The organism is Streptomyces sp. HNM0575, from assembly GCF_012726265.1.
Taxonomy (GTDB): Bacteria; Actinomycetota; Actinomycetes; order Streptomycetales; family Streptomycetaceae; genus Streptomyces.
This window is the reverse complement of the sequence record NZ_JAASAG010000012.1, coordinates 27,862-46,660: the sequence shown is the minus strand read 5'-3', so window position 1 is coordinate 46,660 and position 18,799 is coordinate 27,862. Positions and strand designations below refer to the sequence as shown.

The following is an 18,799-nucleotide window of genomic DNA, read 5'->3' as shown; positions in this document are numbered from 1 at the left end:
GCGGGCCCGTACCCGACCGGCGGCGGCCCGAGGGACGCCCGGATCACGGACGCCGGCGCCCCGGGCCCCGCACCCCGACGAAGAACGAGGCCCAGGTCGCCGACCTGGGCCTCGTATGTCCGTCGCGGAGCGGTGGACGCGTCAGCTGCTCACCCCGCGGTCCAGCTCCCAAAGCTGAAGCAGGGACGAGGAGTTGAGCGCCCACTCCACGCCCGTGATGTCGTCGCGTGCTGCGATGTACTGCTTGCCCTGCCAGAGCGGCAGCACCGGAACGTCGTCGGCGACGATGTTCTGGGCGCGTATGAAACTCCCCGTGGCGTCGGCGCGTTCGGGCTCACGCCGGGTCCGCGGTATGAGTTCCCCGCTGATCTCCTTGTTGGTGTAAGGGGAGTTGAGGACGTTGTTCTTCTCGAGGAACGGGGCGATGAAGTTGTCCGCGTCCGGGAAGTCGGGGAGCCAGCCGAAGCCGTAGACCTGGTACTTCCCCTGCAACGCCGCCGAGCTGTAGGACGTCGGGGGCTCGCCCTTGACCGACGCGTCGAAGAGCCCGGACTCGTCCAGCTGCTTCTCCAGCACCGCGAACTCCCTGACGGACGAGCCGCCCTTGCCGGCGTGGGCGTAGTGAAGGGTGATCTTCACCGGCGTCTTCACGTGGGCCTTCGTCAGGATGCGCTTGGCGGCTCCGGCGTCGGGCTCGCCGTACTCGTTGAAGAAGGAGTTCGTGTGCCCCAGCAGCCCGCCGGGGACGAGGGAGTACAGCGGCTCCGCGGTACGCGCGTATACGTCGCCGACCAGCTGCTTCCGGTCGACGATCCGGGCGAACGCCTGCCGCACGGCGCGCCGGCCCACCGTCTTGTCCTTCGTGTCGAAGACGAGATAGCGCACGCCCTGTCCCGGCTGCTCGACCAGCTCGATGTGGTCCTTGCGGTCCGCCTCCAGCCGCTCGACGTACCGGGACGTGAAGCCGCGGTTCATGACGTCGATGCCGCCGGAGTCCAGCGCCTTCTGAACGGAGTGCGAGGTGTCGAAGAAGCGCAGCTCGACCTTGTCGCTCTTCGCCCCGGCGCTGCCCCGGTAGTCCTTGTTCCTGGTGAGGAGCGCCTTGCGTCCCTTGGCGTCGAAGTCGTCGAGTACGTAGGGGCCCGAGCCCGTCCCCTTGTAGCCCTTGGCGAGGCGGTCGGCGGGATAGGTCTGGCTGTCGACGATCGACGCGGCGGGGGTGGCGAGCTTGTACGGGAACGTGGCGTCCGGCCTCTTCAGCCGGAAGACGACCTTGCCGGCGCCGTCGGCCTCGACCTTGCCGACGTTGCCGAGCAGCGAGGCCGGACCGCCCCTGAGGTTGATGCGGAGCAGCCGCTCGATGGAGAACTCGACGTCTTTCGCGTCGAGTTCGTGCCCGTTGGAGAAGGTCTGCCCGTCCTTCAGGGTGCAGCTGTAACGGTCGTTCCGCTTGTCGGTGAAGCGGCACTTGTCGGCCGCGTCCGCGACCGGTTCGGTCCCCGAACGGGGCGGACGCAGCAGCGTCTGGAACGTGTTGCGCATGATGTTCCAGGAGCCGACGTCGTAGGAGGCGGCCGGGTCGAAGGGCGCCGGAGTGTCCTCCGTGACCTGGACTCTCGCCGTCGTGCCGACCACGATCGGCTTGCCCTCGTCCTCGCTCCCGTCCACCGCGCCGCTGCACGCCACCAGTGACGAGGCGAGCAGCCCCGCCAGCGCGGGCGGCGCAAGAATCCTGCGGTTCACGTTCGGCGCCCTCCTTCAATCCGGCCCGAGGCCGTCGCGCAGGTGAATGGCGAGGCGAGACGAATACTTCTGCGATGACAATCTGGAGCACGGCGGCGCGCAATGGCCACCCCGGTCCGGACGAGGGCTCGATGCGATCCGCAATGCGGACGCCGGAACGTATCGCACGTCAGCTGATCAATCCGGTCACAATGGTGCGCTGATCGCCCGTGCGGGCCCGTTTCCACCACATGCTCAGCAGGTTGTCGACGCCTCGCTCAGTGATAAAGGTCACGACACCAACTCTCGTACGAAGTTGGGGAGTTGGCATCCTGATTCGTCATCCCGGAGCAACTGGCGACACGGATTCCCTAGAAGCACTCGGAATCGCTCGGATGCAATCGCTCGTGATTCTCCGACCGTTGACGCATTGTCCAGAAATGGCAGGTGCATGGGAGCCGTAAGACCCGTGGAGGCTGGGCGGCTCGCCGACGCCCCGATGCCGCCGGCTCTTACGCCGGCCCGGCGAGCCGCATGGTGCCGCCCGATTCGGGAATGCAGCCGGGCCGGGCCCCTTCACCTCGGGGTTTCCGACGCGGACCCGGAGAGTTGGAGGAGGACGATGGCCGCGCCAGGCGCCGTGCGCACCATGATCCTGCGCCGCGTTCGCCCCGCGGCGTGGCGGCACGCGCGATGGGTGCGGCCCGTACGTGTGCTGGCGTGCGTCGTGGCGGTCCTGTGCGTGACGGCCCTCGTCGGTGCGGCGACGCTGCGCGCCACGGTGCTGGAGCGCGGGTACTACCAGGCTGCGCTCGACGACGAGCGGGCGTACGACCGGCTCTACGACGAGGTCCTCGTCGACCCGGGCTCGCGTCCCGTCACCAGGAGCCTGCTGTCCCGGCTGCCCGTACCGGAGCCCGTGGTGACGGCCAATCTGAAGACAGTGCTGCCTCCGGCCACGGTGCGGCAGCTGACGGACGAGCAGATCGCCGCCCTGGTCGGCTACTTCCGCGGCGACTCGGACGCCCTGGGGGTGTCGGTGAACCTGCGGCCGGTCCTCGCGAACGTCGGCGAGCTCGCGCACGTGTACCTGGGCGAACTGGCCTCCGGAGAACGGGCCGGACACCGGATCCCCCCGGAGGCCGAGGTGTCGGCGGCGCTCGCCCGCGTGGACAAGGCCCTCGACAGCGTGGCGGCGGGCCGCAAGCCGGAAGGCCTGCCCAAGGTCGAACTCAGCGATAGGGACGCGGGGAAGGTGACCTCGGTGTTGCTGTCCCGCGTACCCGCGAAGGAACGGGCGCCGCTGCGGCCGCAGGTCGAGGGCGCGCTGGAGGCCGGTGACACGGGCACGGCCCTCGCGGCGGTGGGGCCGTATCTGCCGGGCGGCAAGGCCGACGGCGGCGCGGCGAAGAGCAGGCGGGAGCTGCTGCGCATGGCCGACGGCGGGCGCTGGAACGTCGTACGGGACCTGAAGGGCTCGGGCGTGGACACCGCCGCGCTGGACTCGGCACGCGACGCCACCCGCCTCATGCAGGGCCTGGTGCAGACGCTCGCGGTCGCCGTGGGGCTGCTCGCCCTCGTCTTCCTGTGGATCTCCGGGCCGCCGGGCCGCCGGACACGCAGGCTGCGCACGACCGGCTGGATCCTCGCCGCGGGCGGCGCATTGCCGGCCGTCGCGTTCTGGGTGGTCCGCTGGCGGGCCGGGGCTTTGCTGTGGCAGCCGCCCGCATCGTGGCCGGCGTCGCTGTCCGGCCTGGTGGAGGACCTGGAGCGGAACGCGCTCACGGCGCTCACCGCCGCCGGACTGTCCGCGGCCGCCGTGCCGTTCGCCATCGGTGCGCTGCTGGTGGTCGCGTCCTTCGTACGGGAACGGCACCGGGCCGTGCGCACCGCTCTGCGGGCGCTGACCCGGCGTACGCGCACACGGCTGGTGGGCTGCTCCGCTGCCGCCGTCGCCACCGCGGTCGTGCTGGGCGTCGTACTCGCTCCCGCCGCGGCCGGCCAACCGGAGCGGACCTACTGCAACGGGTCGGCCCGGCTGTGCCACCTCCGCTACGACCAGGCCGCGTATCTGACCACGCACAACTCGATGTCCTCGACCGCGGACCGGTTCATCAGCCCGCTCCAGGACGGCGACATCACCACGCAGCTGGACGACGGCGCCCGCGCGCTGCTCGTGGACACCCACACATGGGAGCGCTCCGACCAGGTCGCCGAGCGGCTGAAGGTGTCCGACCTCGCACCCGGCATGCGGCGGAAGGTCGCGGACGTCATCGACAGGACCGGCCCCGCGCGGCCCGGTCTGTGGCTGTGCCACGCGACCTGCCGCGCGGGCGCGCTCCCGCTCGTCGGCACGCTGCGCGAGATCCGCACATGGATGGACCAGCACCCCTCGGAGGTCGTCACGCTGGTCGTCCAGAACGGCATCAGCGGCGAGCAGACGGCCTCCGCGTTCCGCAAGGCGGGCCTGAAGCACCTGCTGTACACCCCGGACCGCGACCCGGGGACGCCGTGGCCGACGCTGGGGGAGATGGTCGACGACAACAAGCGGCTGGTCGTCTTCTCGGAGGGGTCGGGGGGACCGGCCCCGTGGTATCGCGGCTTCTACCGGTACGGAATGGAGACGCCGTACGACTTCCGCGATCCCCGGAGCATGAGCTGCGCGCCCAACCGCGGCGGCACCGGCAAACGGCTCTTCCTGCTGAACCACTTCATCACCGACGCGGGCGGCAGCCGGCTCGACGCGGGCGAGGTCAACAGCAAGGACCTCGTGCTCGACCGCGCCCGCCGCTGCGGGATCCAGCGCGGCCACCCGGTGAACTTCGTGGCCGTCGACTTCGCCAACCTCGGCGACGCCCGCGGTGCCGTCGCCGCGATCAACGCGGCGCGCGCCCGGTGACGGCCCTCGCCGGGAGTGCGCTCGCCGGGGGGTGCGCTCATCGGGAGCCCGTACCGGGAGCGTCGACGTCCCGCAGACCGTCCCGCAGGCCGTCCCGCAGGCGGCCGCTATCGCTCGGCGGCCACCCGGACGATCGAGTGGACCTGCTCGATGATGTCCCGCCGGTTCCGGAGGAACTCCGGGTCGGTGATCGTGCCCGTCGCCGGGTCGGTGTTGCCCTTGCCGAACTCGAGTACAGGGGTGTGCACATGGCCGCCGGGGATGTCCAGACCGAGCCGGTCGCGCAGCAGCGTCGCACGGTAGGCGATCTCGTTGGACAGGTAGTCACCGCCGCCGCCCTCACGTGCGGTGGAGCCCTCCGTCGGACCGTCCGGGCGCGTGACCGGATCGCTCCCGCCCGCCGGGATCTCGACCACCTCCGTGTGGTCCTCCACGGGGAAGCGGCCCGTGGGCGCGGAGACGATGTCCTTGTAGGGAAGCGTGGTGGCCGTCCACTGAGGCTGCGTGGCGTCGTCCGACACGGGGACGGTCCCGGGGGCCGAGACGTCGTCGTTGTCGGGGAAGGTCCCACGCCAGGCGCCGTTGTAGCGCTCGACGTCGAACCGGCCCGGCCGGCCCTGGCTGACCGTGGTGAACAGGTCCACCTTCGGCAGATGCGGCCGCAGCGTCCGCTCGACCGTTCCGCGGGTGAAATCCGCCCAGCGCACGGGGAACATGGCCGTCTCGATCCTGACCTTGCCCGCCTTCGTACGCAGCACGGTGCCGTCCAGCGTCAGCGCGTCGGCACCGGACGGATTGCTGATCCGGATGTCCTCGTCCAGCGTGAACGGGTCGAAGCCCGTGACCAGCATCCGCTTCAGGCCCTTGCCCTTGCCGTCCTCCGGGCCACCGGCCTTCCCCGCGCTGAAGTCGATGGCGTCCTGACCGCGCGAGCTGCGTTCCAACCGGTCGAGCAGCGCCGTACGCCGGGCATCGGAGAGCTCGAAGTCGGGCCGCCAACGCCGCAGTTGACTCGTCATCCCCAACCGCGCCCAGTACAAGGGGCGGTCGTCCAAGCGGTCCAGGTCTCCGCCCGCCGGGCCGCGTCCCTGCGCCCGGTCCACCGCGCGCCGCCACAGCCGCTGCCCGTGCCGCAACACCGACTCCCGTGCCTGGCGGTACGAGTCGGCACCGCACAGCGCCCGGGTGAACTCCGAAGGCACAGAGTCGAAACCGGAACGCCCGAGGATCTCCTGGGGCTCGGACCGGGCCAGGCGCTGCTCCTCCACGGTCAGCGGCACCGACTCATCGGTGCACCCGGAGCCGGAGGCGGAGCGCTGCCCGGCCACCGCAGGCGTCACTGGAAGAACCATGCTCGCGACCACCAACGCGGCCGGCACCACACGCAGTCTGCGCATCCCGGTCTCCTCTGCTCGCCCGGCATTGTCGACTGGGTAAGGGCCGTGCCACAAGAGAGCGGTCCGGCGACAGGCGGCGGAGCGGGAGCGGAGCGACATGACGGAACCACCGGGCACCGGTGAGGACATGGACACGGGGCCGATACTCGAGCAGGCGGGCATTCCCCGGTCACGGGTGGCCTCGCTGGAACCGGTCGGCGGCGGTACGTACAACACCCTGCTCCGCGTGTGCACCACGGACGGGACGCGCTCGATGCTCAAGCTGCCGCCGCGCTCACACACCGCGGGGCTCGAATACGAACACGGGCTGCTCACAGGGGAGGTCACCTACTACCGCAGGGCCGCGGGCCTCCACGGCGTGCCCGTGCCGTCCGTACTCCACTGCCGGCTCCACGACGAAGACGGCCTGCGCAAGCACCTGCTGATGTCGGAACGTCCGGGCTCGGCGTGGAACACGCTCGCGGACACCATGCCCGCACACGAACGGTCAAGGCTGCGGCGGTCGTTGGGGCGGACACTGGCGCGGGCGCACTCGGTCACCGGGCCGGGCTTCGGCTATCCCGCGGAGTCCGTGGCCGCTCTCTCCCCGGGCTGGCGGACCGCGTTCACCGCGATGCTGGAAGCCGTACTGCGGGACGCCGACCGCTACTCCGCGTGGCTTCCCGTCCCGCACTCCGCGGTCCGCTCCGCACTCCGGTCGGCGGCTATGGCCCTGGACGAGGTGGAGACACCGGTCCTCGTCCACTTCGACCTCTGGGAAGGCAACATCCTGCTTCAAGGCCCCCCGGGTGAGCGGGAGATCAGCGGAATCGTGGACGGGGAGCGGATGTTCTGGGGCGACCCGCTCGCCGAGCTTCCCTCGCTGCACGTCACCGGCGCCGCCGAGGACGACCCCGATCTCATGGCCGGCTATCTGGGCGCCACCGCTCACCGGCTCGACGACTCCGCCAGGGCCAGGATCCAGCTCTACCGCAGCTACCTCTACCTGATCATGCTCGTCGAAACGGTGCCGCGCCGTACCTCCAGGAAGGAGACCGAGTGGCTCCGTACCCACATCGGCGGCGCGTTGAAGGCCGCCCTGAGCACCGCCGCCCGGCTCACGGGGAGTTGACGGCGCGCGGTGGCTCGGGTGGCCGAGAGGGCGAAGCGAAGCCCCTGCGGGCACCGGGCCGTTGGGCGGAACGTGAGCCGGAACGTCGGCCGTTGGGCGGGTCGCGCCGTGTTCCCCGGCCCGTGCTCCCGGTCCTAAGCTCGGCGGGTTCACCAACTCGGCGGCGGAGGACGGGACATGGGCTTGCAGCGGGTCGGGACAGGAGCGCACACCGTACTGGTTCTGCACGGCTGGTTCGGGTCGTCGCGGTCGTGGCAGGCCGTGCTGCCGCACCTCGACCGTGATGCGTTCAGCTATGTGTTCCTCGACTACCGCGGCTACGGCGACCGTCGCGGCGAGACGGGCCGGTACTCGGTGGCCGAGGCGGCGGCCGACGTGCTGACGGCCGCGGACGAACTCGGGGCGGAGCGCTTCTCGTTGCTCGGGCACTCCATGGGCGGGTCCGTCATGCAACGGGTGTACGCCGACGCGCCCGAGCGGGTCCGCGCACTCGTCGGCGTCTCGCCGGTGCCCGCCGGCGGTGTCCCGTTCGACGAGCAGAGCTGGGAGCTGTTCGCCGGCGCCGCCGACAGCCCCGGAAACCGCCGCGCGATCATCGATCTCACCACCGGCAACCGGCTCACCGGCACCTGGCTGGACGCCATGGTGCGGCACTCGCTGGAGCACTCGGACCGCGACGCGTTCGCCGCCTATCTGCCCGCCTGGGCGCGCACCGACTTCCACACCGAGATCAAGGGCGCCGAGGTGCCGGTCCACGTGATCGCCGGGCGGCACGACCCGGCGCTGGGCGAGGAGACCATGCGGGCGACCTTCGGAGCCTGGTACCCGAACCTGGAGCTGGAGGTCTTCCCCGACGCCGGGCACTACGCGATGGACGAGTGCCCGGTGGCTTTCGCCGGCAGCGTCGAGCGCTTCCTCAAGAGGCACTGATGGCCGCTCCCGCAGGAGTTCCCGACGTCTTCGACCCCCGCGTGTTCGCGCGCGGCATCCCGCACGAGAGCTTCCGCAGGCTGCGCGACGAGGCGCCGGTCTGCCGCCAGGACGAGCGCGAAGTGCTCGACTGGCCCGCCGGGCCCGGCTATTGGGCCGTCACCCGCTACCAGGACGTACGTGACGTGCTGCGCGACCCCGCCGTGTACTCGTCCTGGCTCGGCGCCACCCAGATCCGCGATCCCGCCCCCGGCGACCTCGACTTCATCCGGCGCATGATCCTCAACATGGATCCGCCCGAGCACAGCCGGATCCGCCGCCTGGCCGCCGCCCTCTTCACCCGGCGGCGCCTGGAACGCTTCACGCAGCAGATCACCGCACGCGCCGCCGCGCTGCTGAACGCCGTTGCCGCGCGGGGCAGTTGCGACCTCCCCGTCGAGGTCACCGACGACTTCCCGCTCGCCAACCTCGCCGAACTCCTCGGCGTACCCGCCGCCGACCGCGGCCTGCTGTTGAAGTGGACCAACCGGGTCATCGGCTACCAGGACCCGGAACACGCCGACGTCGTACGCGACTCCGGCGGACGGCCGGTCGACCCGCGCTCGCCCGCGATGCTTCGCGACATGTTCGACTACGCCCACGAACTCGCCCGGCACAAGCGCAGCCACCCCGCGGACGATCTGATGACCGCGCTGGCCACCGCCACCGTCGAGGACGGCCGCCCGCTCACGGAAGAAGAACTGGCGATGTTCTTCTTCCTCGTCGTGATCGCCGGCAACGACACCGTGCGCAGCGCCCTGCCCGGCGGCGTACTGGCCCTCCTCGAACACCCCCGCGCCTACCGCCGGTTGCGCGCCGATCCCGGTCTCGTGCCGTCGGCCGTCGAGGAGATGCTGCGCTGGCACCCGCCGGTGCTCAGCTTCCGCCGCACCGCGGCCCGGGACACCGAACTCGCCGGGCAGCGGATCGCGCGAGGGGACAAGGTCGTCGTCTACCACGCCTCCGCCCACTTCGACGAGCGTGCCTTTCCCGATCCGTACCGGTTCGACATCGCCCGCACGCCCAACGACCATCTGGCCTTCGGCCAGGGCCCCCACATGTGCCTCGGCGCCCACTTCGGCCGTCTCCAGATGCGGATCTTCTTCACGCAGCTGCTCACGCGCCTGCCGGAACTGGAACTCGACGGCCCACCGGTCCACTTGGTCTCCAACTTCATCAACGGCATCACGCATCTGCCGGTGCGCTGGGTGCCGTCGCCGTCGCCCGCCTCGGCACCCCGTCGTCCGTGAGCGATCCGGCCGCCCACCTCGGCGGTCACATTGGAGGTCACCTCGGCGGTCACCTCCCCGCCGATTCCGCTACCAGGCGGGTACGGCCCCGGGCGCGTACCGCCGGGCGCTCCGGGTTCCGGGGCTCGTGACCCACGGCCCACCGGCCCACCGGCCTACCGATCCACCGACGGACCGGCCCAGGTCCCCGCGTCAGGGTCCCTCGTCGCCCTGCACCGTCGTCTGCGCGCCGTGCCGCTGCACGGGAGCCACGGGGGCCTCCTCGGCAGCCGGGAGCGTGCCGCCTCCGCCGTGTTCCCGGGTACCGGCGCCGGCGACCCGGCGCGGCAGCTTTGCCGCGACGACGATGGTCACCACGGCGAGGGCGGTCGCGACGCCGAAGGCGAGCCTCATCCCGCTGACTTGCGCGGGCACCGCGGCGACCCCGTCGGCGACCAGATGGCTCGTACGGGCGGACATCACGGTCACCACGAGCGCGGTCCCGAACGCCGCGGCCACCTGCTGCATCGTCCCGAGCATCGAGCTGCCGTGCGAGTACAGGTGCGGCGGAAGCCCGCCCAGGCCGAGCGTGAAGACCGGGGTGAACGTCGCCGCCAGGCTGACCATCAGCAGCGCGTGCAGTCCGAGCACCTGCCAGTACGGCATCGTCAACGAGACCTGCGTGAACCCCGCGAGGGCGAGCATCGTGGCGATCGAGCCGGGCAGCACCAGCGGGCGGCTGCCGTACCGGTCGAACACCTTCCCCACGGTCGGCCCCAGCAGGCCCATGGCCAGACCGCCCGGCATGACCAGCAGGCCCGTCTCCAGCGGGCTGAGCCCGCGCAAGTTCTGTAGGTACAACGGCAGCAGGATCATCGATCCGAGCATCGCCAGGAACCCGATGGACATCAGGAGCAGGGACAGGCCGTAGGCGCGGTTCCCGAGGATGCGCATGTCCATCAGGGGCTCACCGCCGCGTTGCAGCTTGAGCTGGCGGACCACGAAGACGGTGATCGTCACGACCCCGGCCAGGACGATGCCGATGCCGGGCCCGATCCTGCCGGCGCCCTCGCCGAAGAGGCTCAGGCCGTACACCAGGCCGCCGAAGCCGAGCGCCGCGACGCCCACGCTTAGCCAGTCGATGGAACTCGCCTGCGGTTCGCTGATGTTGTCCATCTTGCGCAGCCCGAAGACCGTGACCAGGGCCGCGATCGGCAGCACGGCCACGAACAGCAGCCGCCAGGAGCCGGCTTGGAGGATCAGCCCGGACACCGCGGGGCCGAGCGCCGGCGCCACCGAGATCGCCAGGGAGACGTTGCCCATCACGCGGCCGCGGTCGTGCTCGGGGACCACGATCATCAACGAGGTCATCAGCAGGGGCAGCATCACGGCCGTGCCCGCGGCCTGCACGATCCGGCCCAGCAGCAGCACCCCGAAGGACGGCGCGACGGCCGACAGCACGGTGCCCGCGATGAACACTCCCATCGCCATCGCGTACGCCTGGCGCGTGGTGACCCGTTGCAGGAACCAGCCGGTGACCGGGATCACGGCGGCCATGGTGAGCATGAACGCGGTGGTCACCCACTGCGCCGACTGCTCGGTGATCTTCATCGAGACCATCAGCCGCGGAATGGCGTTGATCATGATGGTCTCGTTGAGGATCACCACGAACGTGGCGAGCACCAGCAGCCGCACAACCGTGGGTGTGCGGCCGGCCCGTATGGCAGGTCGTTCGTCGATCGCAGCTGACATGGCGGCACCTCGTCGGGGTTCCTGGTCACAGTCGCCTCGGAGCCAAGGGGCCGTCGGCAGGGACGCGGGCATGGGCACCGGTGACGACCGGCACGCCTGCCAGAACTCATCGCCCGCCCCGAATGTTCCGCATCGTCGCGCGTATCTCCACCGAATATGTCCCACCTGTGCCAGGGCGCGTGCCCGCGGACAGCGCGGGCGGCGGCCGCCTCGCCCCTTCCCCCTCGGCCCCCGCCCTCGGCTCCCCTTCGCCGCCGCCCCCACCTTCGCCCCCCGGCAGCTCGATCGACGGCGAGCACGAACCGGTCCCGGTACCCGGCCCGGCGACGCTCCCGTGGCGGGACCGCCGTCCCGTTGGGAGGTTGGTGGGGGAACGCACGGGCTCTCAGCCGGTTCGGAGGTGACGTGGTGGCCGTGGATCGCCTGCGAATCGGCGACGGGTACGCGACCGGTGTGCGGGACGAAGGTGCGGGAGAGCCGTATGTGCTCGTGCACGGTACGCCCTTGGACCAGCGCTCATGGGACGGGATGGTGCCGCTGCTGGCCGCCGGGGCCCGGGTGATCACATACGACCTGAGGGGCCACGGCACCGCCGCGGACGCCCCGCCCGCCCGCACATGCGACGACTTCGTCGACGACCTGACGAGGCTTCTGGACCTGATGGGGATCGAGCAGGCACATCTGCTCGGCCACTCGTTCGGCGGCCAGATCGCGCAGCTCTTCGCGGCCCGCCGGGCGGAGCGGACGCGGGGGCTCGTTCTGCTGTGCACGCGGGCGACACCGTTCCCGGCCTTCGCGGACGCCGCGAGCGCGCTGGAGAAGGACGGCCCGCCGGACAGTGCCGCCGTCCTCGCCCGCTGGTTCCCACCCGATGCGATCAAGGCCGACACGGAACCGGTGCGCTATGCCAGGTCCTGCCTCCTCGAAGCCGATCCGGCCGTCTCGGCACCGGAGTTGAGGATGATCGCCGGGTTCGAGGGCCGGGACGCTCTGCGGGCGATCACAGCACCGACGTCGGTCATCGCCGCGGAGCACGACCACGTCGCTGCCCCGGAGGTCATGAAGGACATGGCGGGACTCCTGCGCGCGGCACGCTTTCATCTGCTGGAGGGCTCGTATCACCTGGCGCCTCTTCTCGAACCCGGAAGGGTCGCCGCTCTCGTCCGCGAGGAGGGACCCGCACACGCCCGCGGATGAGCGTTCCGCCCGTCCATTCCGCCCGTCCATTCCGGCCCGTCGCCCACGGCGCCCGGCTCCCCGAGGGACGGGACGCCGGGGCGGAGAGCCCGGCGTGCGGTGGCGCGGCTGAGGCGGCACCCGCGCTGTGACACAGACCACGCAACGCCGCCCGGCGCCGGGGTGGTCCCCGACGCATGCTGTCCTTTCCCGCCGACCCGCAACGGGCCGCCTGGCCGAGGGTGGCCGCCCCGCAGGTCGTCGACCTGTCGGTCGTGGTCCCCGCGTACGACGAAGAGCACCGGCTGCCGCCTGCCCTCGACGCGATCTGCCGCTACCTGCGCTCCTCGCCCGCACGGCAAGCCAGTTGGGAGCTGATCGTCGTCGACGACGGTTCCACCGACGGCACGGCGGCCGTCGTCCGCGCGGCGGCGTCGGCCGATCCGCGGGTACGCCTGCTCGCCGCCCGTCGCCCGCCGGGCGGCGAGGGCGCCCGCCACGGCGGCAAGGGCCACGCGCTGCGGACCGGGGTGCTGGCCGCGCGGGGCCGACGGGTGCTGCTGACCGACGCCGATCTGGCAACGCCGATAGGGGAGTTGGCGTCGCTGCACGAACGGCTCGACGAGGGCTTCGCCGCCGCGATCGGTTCCCGCGCACATCCCGGGGCACGGATCGGGACGCCTCAGCCTCCGCTGCGCCGGCTGCTCGGCAAGGCGGGAAACCTCGCCATACGGGCCACGCTCCTGCCCGGCGTACGCGACACCCAGTGCGGTTTCAAACTGTTCGACGGCGACTGCGCACGTGCGGCGTTCGGCCGGTCGCGGAGCGACGGCTGGGACATCGACGTCGAGATCCTCCGGATGTTCCGTCAGGCGGGGCTGCCCGTCGCCGAGGTGCCGGTGCGCTGGTCGCACCGGAAGGGCTCCAAGGTCACCGCCGGCACATATGCGGAGGTGGCGCTGCAACTCGTACGGCTGCGGGTGCGCGACGTCCCGCGGCCGACGCTGCCCGCGAAGAGCCCGGCCCTGCCCGCGAAGAGCCCGGGCCTCCCCGCGGCGGGCCAGGCTGTTCCGGCACGTCCGGCCGGGCCCGCCCGTACCGGCGTAGGCAGCGAGCGGGAGGGCGGCCGGACCGGCCGATGGGCCCTCGCGGCCGGGCTGTTCGCCCTGTACGCGGCCCTCTCCGTCCGCAGCCACCTGCGCCTGCGTACCACCGGATACGACCTGGGGATCTTCGAGCAGGCCGTGCGCTCCTACGCCCAAGGGCGGCTCCCCGTAGCCGAGTTGAAGGGCCCCGGATTCGCCCTGCTGGGCGACCACTTCTCGCCCGTGATCGCCCTGCTCGCACCCGCCTACCGGGCGTGGCCCTCACCCCTCACGCTGCTGGTGGCTCAGGCCGCGCTGCTGGCCGTCGCCGTCGTCCCGCTCACCGCCTGGGCGCGGCAGGTCGCGGGCCGGGACGCGGCCGCCGTCGTGGGCTTCGGCTACGGCACGTCGTGGGGCATCGCTCAGGCCGTCGGCTTCGACTTCCACGAGATCTGCTTCGCCGTACCGCTGCTGGCCTGGTCCCTGACCGCCCTGGGACGCGGCCGGCCGCGCGCGGCGGCGCTGTGGGCGTTGCCGCTGCTGCTCGTCAAGGAGGACCTCGGCCTCACGGTCGCCGTCATCGGGCTCCTGATCGCACACCGCGGCGCACGCCGATGGGGGCTTACGACGGCGGCGGCCGGACTTGCCGGCACCCTCCTGACGGTGCTCGTCGTGATACCGGCCTTCAACCCGCAGCACGCCTTCGCCTACTGGGACAAGCTGCCCGGCTCCTCCGCGGGCGGCACCGGCCTCCTCCCGTTCCGGCTCCTGACCGGCGTCCTGGGAGTCATCACGCCCGAGACCAAGGTGTACACGCTCCTGCTCGTCATCGCGCCCTGCGTGATCCCCGCCCTGTCCTCCCGGTTGCTGCTCGTCGCGGTACCGACGCTGCTGTGGCGCTTCGTCTCCGCCAACCCCGCGTACTGGGGCACCGACTTCCACTACAGCGCGACCTTGATGCCGGTCGTCTTCGCCGCGTTCGTCGAGGGCCTGGCGATCCGCCGCGACGCTCCGCGCACCGTGCGGCAGGGCCTCACCGTGTGCACCGTCGTCACCGCCCTGCTGCTGCCCCAGTTCCCGCTGTGGCAGCTCACGCAGTCCGGCACGTGGCGCACTCCGCCGCGCGTCGCCGTCGCGCACCGGCTGCTGGCGCGCATCCCGGACGGCGCGACCGTAGCCGCGTCCAACCGTCTCGTGCCGCAGCTCACCGGCCGGACCCGGGTCAGCGTCTTCGGCCTGTACGGAAGCCGCCCCCGCCCGCGGTGGATCGTCGTCGACACCGCCGACCCTCAGGGCTGGCCGGTCTCGCCGCGGCGTGAGCGTGCCCTGTTGGAGACCGCCGCGGAGCGCGGATACCGGACGGTCGCCGAACGAAGCGGCTACGTGTTGCTCAGGAGTTGACCGGTGGCCGGGCCTGAGGAGGGCTCAGCACCCTTGCGGACGGCTCCGGTTGGCCGGGCGCGCACCGGGATGTGACGCAGCACACGCAACGCGGCGGTGCCCCGCCGTGGTCCCCGTCGTGTGCAGCACTCTCCTTGCCACCCGACGCCACGCGCCGCCGGCCGCCGCCCGCCCGTACCGCCCCGGTGCGCCTCGCCGCTCGGCCACCCGTACCGGCGGCGCCGCGGCGCGGATCCCCGACGCCCGGGCCGTTGTGCGTTCCTGAGCACGACGCAACCGCGGGCCGCCCGGTCACGTGTGAATCGGGCGGGGCCGGGGCCGCGCCGGGCGTGCGCGTACGGCGGCCCGGGCACGTACGGCGGCCGGGGCACGTGCGGGAGTCCGCGGAACGGTGAGTGGAGGTGTGCGTGAGGGCGTGGGCAGGACCGTGAGGGACCGGGAAGAGTCCGAGGCCGAGGCGGAGCAGTCGTACACCGCGTACGTCTCCGTACGGCTGCCCGCGCTGCGCCGCATCGCGCACCTGCTGTGCAAGGACCCGCACCGCGCCGACGACATCGTCCAGACCACCCTCACCAAGCTGTACGTCCACTGGCGCCGGGCCCGCGAAGCGGACGACCTGGACCGCTATGTGAACACCATGCTCGTCCGGTCCTTCCTCAACGAACAGCGCCTAGGCTGGGCGCGCGTGCGGCTCTCGGGCGTCCCTCACGACACCCCCAACCTGCCGGCCACCGCCGGGCCGGACGTGGAGATGCGCGCCGTCGTGCACACGGCGCTGTCCCGCGTCGCCCCCCGGCAGCGCGCCGTACTCGTGCTCCGCTTCCTGTGCGATCTGCCGGTCGCCGAGGTGGCCATGCTGCTCGGCTGTTCGGAAGGCAACGTGAAGAGCCAGTCGAAGCGGGGCATCGAGCGGCTCCGCAAGGTCCTCGGCGGACAACTCGGCCCGCTGAACGAGTCCGTGGGGAGGGAGTAGCCGCCGTGCACGACGATGACGAGCTGGAGCAGGAGGCGGCGCGGCTCCTCGGGCCGCTGCGCGGTGCCGCGCCGGAGCACGAGGACCGCGACGGTGCGTCCGGAGTCGACGTGCGGCGGGCCGTACGCGACGGGCGGCGCCGGATCCGGGTACGGCGCGTGACCGTTCCGGTGGCGGCCGCGGCGCTGCTCGTAGCGCTGATGATCACGGTGGCCCTCGCCGTGCGGGGAATCCCGGACGGACGGGAGGCGCCGCCGGCGCACCGTCCGTCACCCGGGCCCACCCCCACGCCGACCGGCACCTTCACGCCGACCCCGACCGGCGCCGCCGACCCGGCGGGGACTCCGACGGGTACTCCGACGGGTACTCCGCCCCGGACGCCGACCGGCACTTCGGCAGCGCCCCCGTCGAAGTCGCCCGGGGCGGGCGCGGGTTCGAGCTCGGCACCGGCGACGGACTCAGGCGGCGGCCCGACGGGGACTCCGAAGGGTTCGCCCGTCGCGGGCACCCCGTCGTCCACGGGCACGCCCACCCGTTGACGACCCCGGCCCGCCCGCCGAGCCGCTCGCCGGTCCGTCCGCCGGTCCGCCCGTCAGGGAGTCCGTCGCGCGAGGTCCTCCAGCACCGCGACCGCCCGGGCTGCCCGCTCATGCGGCACGAACAGATGGTCGTGGTGGAAACCGGCGACCACGTTGCAGCTCATACCGGAATCGGAGAGCTCGCGCGCCACGGCCGCGGTCAGACCGACCGCGTCGAGCGCCGAGTTGACCCGCAGCGTGATCCAGGCCGCCACGTAGTCGTACGCCAGGCCCGCCGCGTCGGCCTCCCCCTGCGGCAGGACCAGCGTCAGGCCCTCCTGTTCGGCGACCGTGACGACCGGGTTCACGCCCGGTGGCACGACCCCGTCGTCGGCGGTGGCGAACACGTAGCGGCCCGGGTTCAGCTCAGGACGCATCCCGGACAGCAGCTTTCGCAGATCGCTCTCGCCGGGCACGACCCGCACCTTATGTGGACGGCTGCCGCCCGGCCTCCCCGGCCTCCCCGGCCTCCCCGGCCTCCCCGGCCGCACGCCCCGGCGCGGAGCCGAGACGGAGCACGGAGCAGGATGGGGTGAAATCCATAGGTTTCATAAAAAAGAGTGTCTTGTGAGGTGCAATGCGGCTTTTGATCTCAATCCGGGCCGATCCTTGGTGAGATCCATTCACGCGGACGTCTCGCGTCCGCTGCCATAGGAGGTCCCATGCGGGTATCCCGCTTTGCCGTCACGATCGGTCTGGCGGCCGTCGCGATGCTGGGTGGTGCCGGAGTCGCCGGCGCCGTTCCGGCGCCGCCTGCCCACAGCGCGTACGACCACGGCTACCGCCACGCCCAGGTGCGGGACGGCTACCACCACCGCGGGTGGGTCCGTCACGACCACCGCGGGTGGAACCGTTACGACCACCACCGCGGGTGGGTCCGTCACGACCCCCGTGGGTGGCACCGTCTCCACCGCTGACGCGGCCCACTGAACCTGCGGCGTATCGAAGTTCGACCCGACAGCCGGACAGCTGGGGCGCATGTGCCCCAGCTGTCCGGCTGTGTTTCATGGCCTGTTTCCCGGCGAACGGCCGGTCCCGAGCCCGGGGATCTCTCCCGTCGGCCCCACCCCGCCCGTGGCGGAACAGCAGCGTGCGGCGGACGTACCGGCCACCCGGCAACGGAACGCCCTCAGCCCGTGGCCCAGACGTCCTCGATCGGTACGGAACGGCCGAGGACGTCGCACGCGGCGCGATGCCCGGAGCGGAGCGCCGCGTTGACCGTCGCAGGATCATCGGTCCACGTCGCCTCGCCCGCGAGATGCAGCACGCCGCCCACGGGAGTCGCGAGAAGGTCGTGGTCCTCGGGCGCCGCTCCCACGGTCATGTACGCATACGACCCCCGCGAGCAGGGGTCGTCCTGCCACGACGTCACATGCACGCCGACGGGGTCCTCGACGCGGTCGCCGTAGAGCCGGCGCAGTTCGCCGAGGACCGAGTCGACGATCTTCTCCCGCTCCCAGCCTCGCGTCCGCTTCGCGGCCGGACCGGCGGCGAACGTCAGGAGCGTCGGCACGCCGTGCACGGCGGTGAGGTCGTACCAGGAGTGCCACCAGACCCCGTTGGGCCCCTGCTGACGGACGGCGTACACCTCCTCGTCCCAGAACTTCGAGCTGAAACCGAGGAAGACCTTCTCGAAGGCGTTCATCTCCAGTCGCGCCAGCGCACCGGCCACCGGCTCGGGCAGCGGGGGTTCGATGCCGAACTCCGCGGACTTCAGCACCCCGACCGGGACGGTGACCACGGCACGGTCCGCCGTGAACTTCGCCCTGAACACCCCGTGCCCGGCGGTGACTTCGACTCCGCCGGAGGACCAGCGCACCGCGGTGACGACGTGCCCGGGCCTGATGTCGAGTCCCGTGGCGAGGTGGGTCGCGAGAGCGTCGTAGCCGTCGGGGAAGACGACCTCGTCGCCGTCGATCGCATCGTCGTCGAGCCCGTGCGCGTCGAGCTCGTCGATCCAGACGCCGTACTGCTCCTCGGTCCGGTGGCGCAGGTACTCCCGGACGCGCTCGGCACGTTCCGCTTCCCAGCCCTGTGCGGCCAGGGCCGACTCCACCGCCTCGCCGTAGGAGCGCCCCGGCGCGAAGTCGGCCACGACGCGGGCGAGTTCGGCATCCACCGCTTCGATGTCCGCTACGAAGCGCTCCACCTCGTCGTCGGTGAGACGGACGCCCGAGGGTCCGTAGTACGCGATGGGCCTGCTGTACGGCTGGTACCCGCCGACCGTGAACTCCGCGGTCCGCAGCCCGAACGCGGCCGCCGCCGCGGCGACCGGACTGCCGTCGACCCCGTGGATCCAGGACGCACCGAGATCGGTGACGACCCCGCCCTCCCGGACGCTCCACACACGTCCGCCGATGCGGTCACGAGCCTCCAGCACGACGACCCGCCGGCCGCTCCGGGTAAGCAGTCGCGCCGCGGTCAGTCCCGCGATCCCCGCACCCACGACGATCGTGTCGACCCGATCCATCGCACCCGCCCCTTCCCGGCGCGCTTCGCGCAGCGCG

Annotated in this window: 14 protein-coding genes; 9 read left to right on the top strand and 5 right to left on the bottom strand. The window is 72.0% G+C overall.

What is annotated here, in order from left to right:
- Window positions 1–141 precede the first annotated feature (141 nt).
- Window positions 142–1,743, bottom strand: a complete 1,602-nt coding sequence (locus HCC61_RS25445; protein ID WP_169139303.1) for an ABC transporter substrate-binding protein — start codon at window positions 1,741–1,743, stop codon at window positions 142–144.
- Window positions 1,744–2,344: 601 nt separating this feature from the next.
- Here HCC61_RS25445 and HCC61_RS25440 point away from each other — a divergent pair.
- Window positions 2,345–4,621, top strand: coding sequence for a hypothetical protein (locus tag HCC61_RS25440; RefSeq protein ID WP_240969285.1), 2,277 nt, complete (start codon window positions 2,345–2,347; stop codon window positions 4,619–4,621).
- A 107-nt stretch (window positions 4,622–4,728) separates the two neighbouring features.
- Here the strand turns inward: HCC61_RS25440 and HCC61_RS25435 are convergent, their stop codons facing one another.
- On the bottom strand, window positions 4,729–6,018 hold the full coding sequence (locus HCC61_RS25435) for a pyroglutamyl peptidase (protein WP_169139301.1): 1,290 nt from the start codon (window positions 6,016–6,018) through the stop codon (window positions 4,729–4,731).
- Window positions 6,019–6,115: 97 nt separating this feature from the next.
- On the opposite strand from HCC61_RS25435, the gene HCC61_RS25430 reads away from it, so the two are divergent.
- From HCC61_RS25430 to HCC61_RS25420, 3 genes are all read left to right on the top strand, one after another.
- Window positions 6,116–7,129: an aminoglycoside phosphotransferase family protein gene (locus tag HCC61_RS25430; RefSeq protein ID WP_169139299.1), complete on the top strand. Its 1,014-nt coding sequence runs from the start codon at window positions 6,116–6,118 to the stop codon at window positions 7,127–7,129.
- Between the two features lie 177 nt (window positions 7,130–7,306).
- Window positions 7,307–8,059: an alpha/beta hydrolase gene (locus tag HCC61_RS25425; protein WP_169139297.1), complete on the top strand. Its 753-nt coding sequence runs from the start codon at window positions 7,307–7,309 to the stop codon at window positions 8,057–8,059.
- On the top strand, window positions 8,059–9,348 hold the full coding sequence (locus tag HCC61_RS25420) for a cytochrome P450 (protein ID WP_169139295.1): 1,290 nt from the start codon (window positions 8,059–8,061) through the stop codon (window positions 9,346–9,348). The genes HCC61_RS25425 and HCC61_RS25420 overlap by 1 nt, the downstream gene beginning before the upstream one ends.
- Before the next feature lie 192 nt (window positions 9,349–9,540).
- On the opposite strand, the gene HCC61_RS25415 is transcribed toward HCC61_RS25420, so the two are convergent.
- Window positions 9,541–11,079: an MDR family MFS transporter gene (locus HCC61_RS25415; protein WP_169139293.1), complete on the bottom strand. Its 1,539-nt coding sequence runs from the start codon at window positions 11,077–11,079 to the stop codon at window positions 9,541–9,543.
- Between the two features lie 414 nt (window positions 11,080–11,493).
- Here HCC61_RS25415 and HCC61_RS25410 point away from each other — a divergent pair, with 414 nt between their 5' ends.
- The 4 genes from HCC61_RS25410 (at window position 11,494) to HCC61_RS25395 (ending at window position 16,253) form a co-directional block, all read left to right on the top strand.
- Window positions 11,494–12,276 carry an alpha/beta hydrolase gene (locus HCC61_RS25410; protein ID WP_169139291.1) on the top strand — a complete coding sequence of 261 codons (783 nt, stop codon included), beginning with the start codon at window positions 11,494–11,496 and terminating at the stop codon, window positions 12,274–12,276.
- Window positions 12,277–12,452: 176 nt separating this feature from the next.
- On the top strand, window positions 12,453–14,741 hold the full coding sequence (locus HCC61_RS25405; protein WP_169139289.1) for a DUF2079 domain-containing protein: 2,289 nt from the start codon (window positions 12,453–12,455) through the stop codon (window positions 14,739–14,741).
- A 415-nt stretch (window positions 14,742–15,156) separates the two neighbouring features.
- Window positions 15,157–15,714 (top strand): SigE family RNA polymerase sigma factor, encoded by a 558-nt coding sequence (locus HCC61_RS25400; RefSeq protein WP_346777382.1) that lies wholly within the window; start codon window positions 15,157–15,159, stop codon window positions 15,712–15,714.
- A 5-nt stretch (window positions 15,715–15,719) separates the two neighbouring features.
- Complete coding sequence (locus HCC61_RS25395; RefSeq protein WP_169139287.1) at window positions 15,720–16,253, top strand: hypothetical protein; 534 nt, start codon at window positions 15,720–15,722, stop codon at window positions 16,251–16,253.
- 53 nt (window positions 16,254–16,306) lie between these two features.
- Here the strand turns inward: HCC61_RS25395 and HCC61_RS25390 are convergent, their stop codons facing one another.
- Entirely contained in the window at window positions 16,307–16,708 is a 402-nt protein-coding gene (locus tag HCC61_RS25390; protein ID WP_169139285.1) for an ACT domain-containing protein, read from the bottom strand.
- 246 nt (window positions 16,709–16,954) lie between these two features.
- On the opposite strand from HCC61_RS25390, the gene HCC61_RS25385 reads away from it, so the two are divergent.
- Window positions 16,955–17,209 (top strand): hypothetical protein, encoded by a 255-nt coding sequence (locus HCC61_RS25385; RefSeq protein WP_169139283.1) that lies wholly within the window; start codon window positions 16,955–16,957, stop codon window positions 17,207–17,209.
- A 212-nt stretch (window positions 17,210–17,421) separates the two neighbouring features.
- On the opposite strand, the gene HCC61_RS25380 is transcribed toward HCC61_RS25385, so the two are convergent.
- The gene (locus HCC61_RS25380) at window positions 17,422–18,762 is read right to left on the bottom strand and encodes an NAD(P)/FAD-dependent oxidoreductase (RefSeq protein ID WP_169139281.1); all 1,341 of its coding nucleotides are present in this window, start codon (window positions 18,760–18,762) and stop codon (window positions 17,422–17,424) included.
- Window positions 18,763–18,799: the final 37 nt, after the last annotated feature.

Bases quoted from the DNA above. Each gene is read 5' to 3' on its own strand.
- HCC61_RS25440 (WP_240969285.1), top strand. From the start codon at position 2,345: ATGGCCGCGCCAGGCGCCGTGCGCACCATGATCCTGCGCCGCGTTCGC.
- HCC61_RS25435 (WP_169139301.1), bottom strand. From the start codon at position 6,018: ATGCGCAGACTGCGTGTGGTGCCGGCCGCGTTGGTGGTCGCGAGCATG.
- HCC61_RS25430 (WP_169139299.1), top strand. From the start codon at position 6,116: ATGACGGAACCACCGGGCACCGGTGAGGACATGGACACGGGGCCGATA.
- HCC61_RS25425 (WP_169139297.1), top strand. From the start codon at position 7,307: ATGGGCTTGCAGCGGGTCGGGACAGGAGCGCACACCGTACTGGTTCTG.
- HCC61_RS25420 (WP_169139295.1), top strand. From the start codon at position 8,059: ATGGCCGCTCCCGCAGGAGTTCCCGACGTCTTCGACCCCCGCGTGTTC.
- HCC61_RS25415 (WP_169139293.1), bottom strand. From the start codon at position 11,079: ATGTCAGCTGCGATCGACGAACGACCTGCCATACGGGCCGGCCGCACA.
- HCC61_RS25405 (WP_169139289.1), top strand. From the start codon at position 12,453: ATGCTGTCCTTTCCCGCCGACCCGCAACGGGCCGCCTGGCCGAGGGTG.
- HCC61_RS25385 (WP_169139283.1), top strand. From the start codon at position 16,955: ATGCGGGTATCCCGCTTTGCCGTCACGATCGGTCTGGCGGCCGTCGCG.
- HCC61_RS25380 (WP_169139281.1), bottom strand. From the start codon at position 18,762: ATGGATCGGGTCGACACGATCGTCGTGGGTGCGGGGATCGCGGGACTG.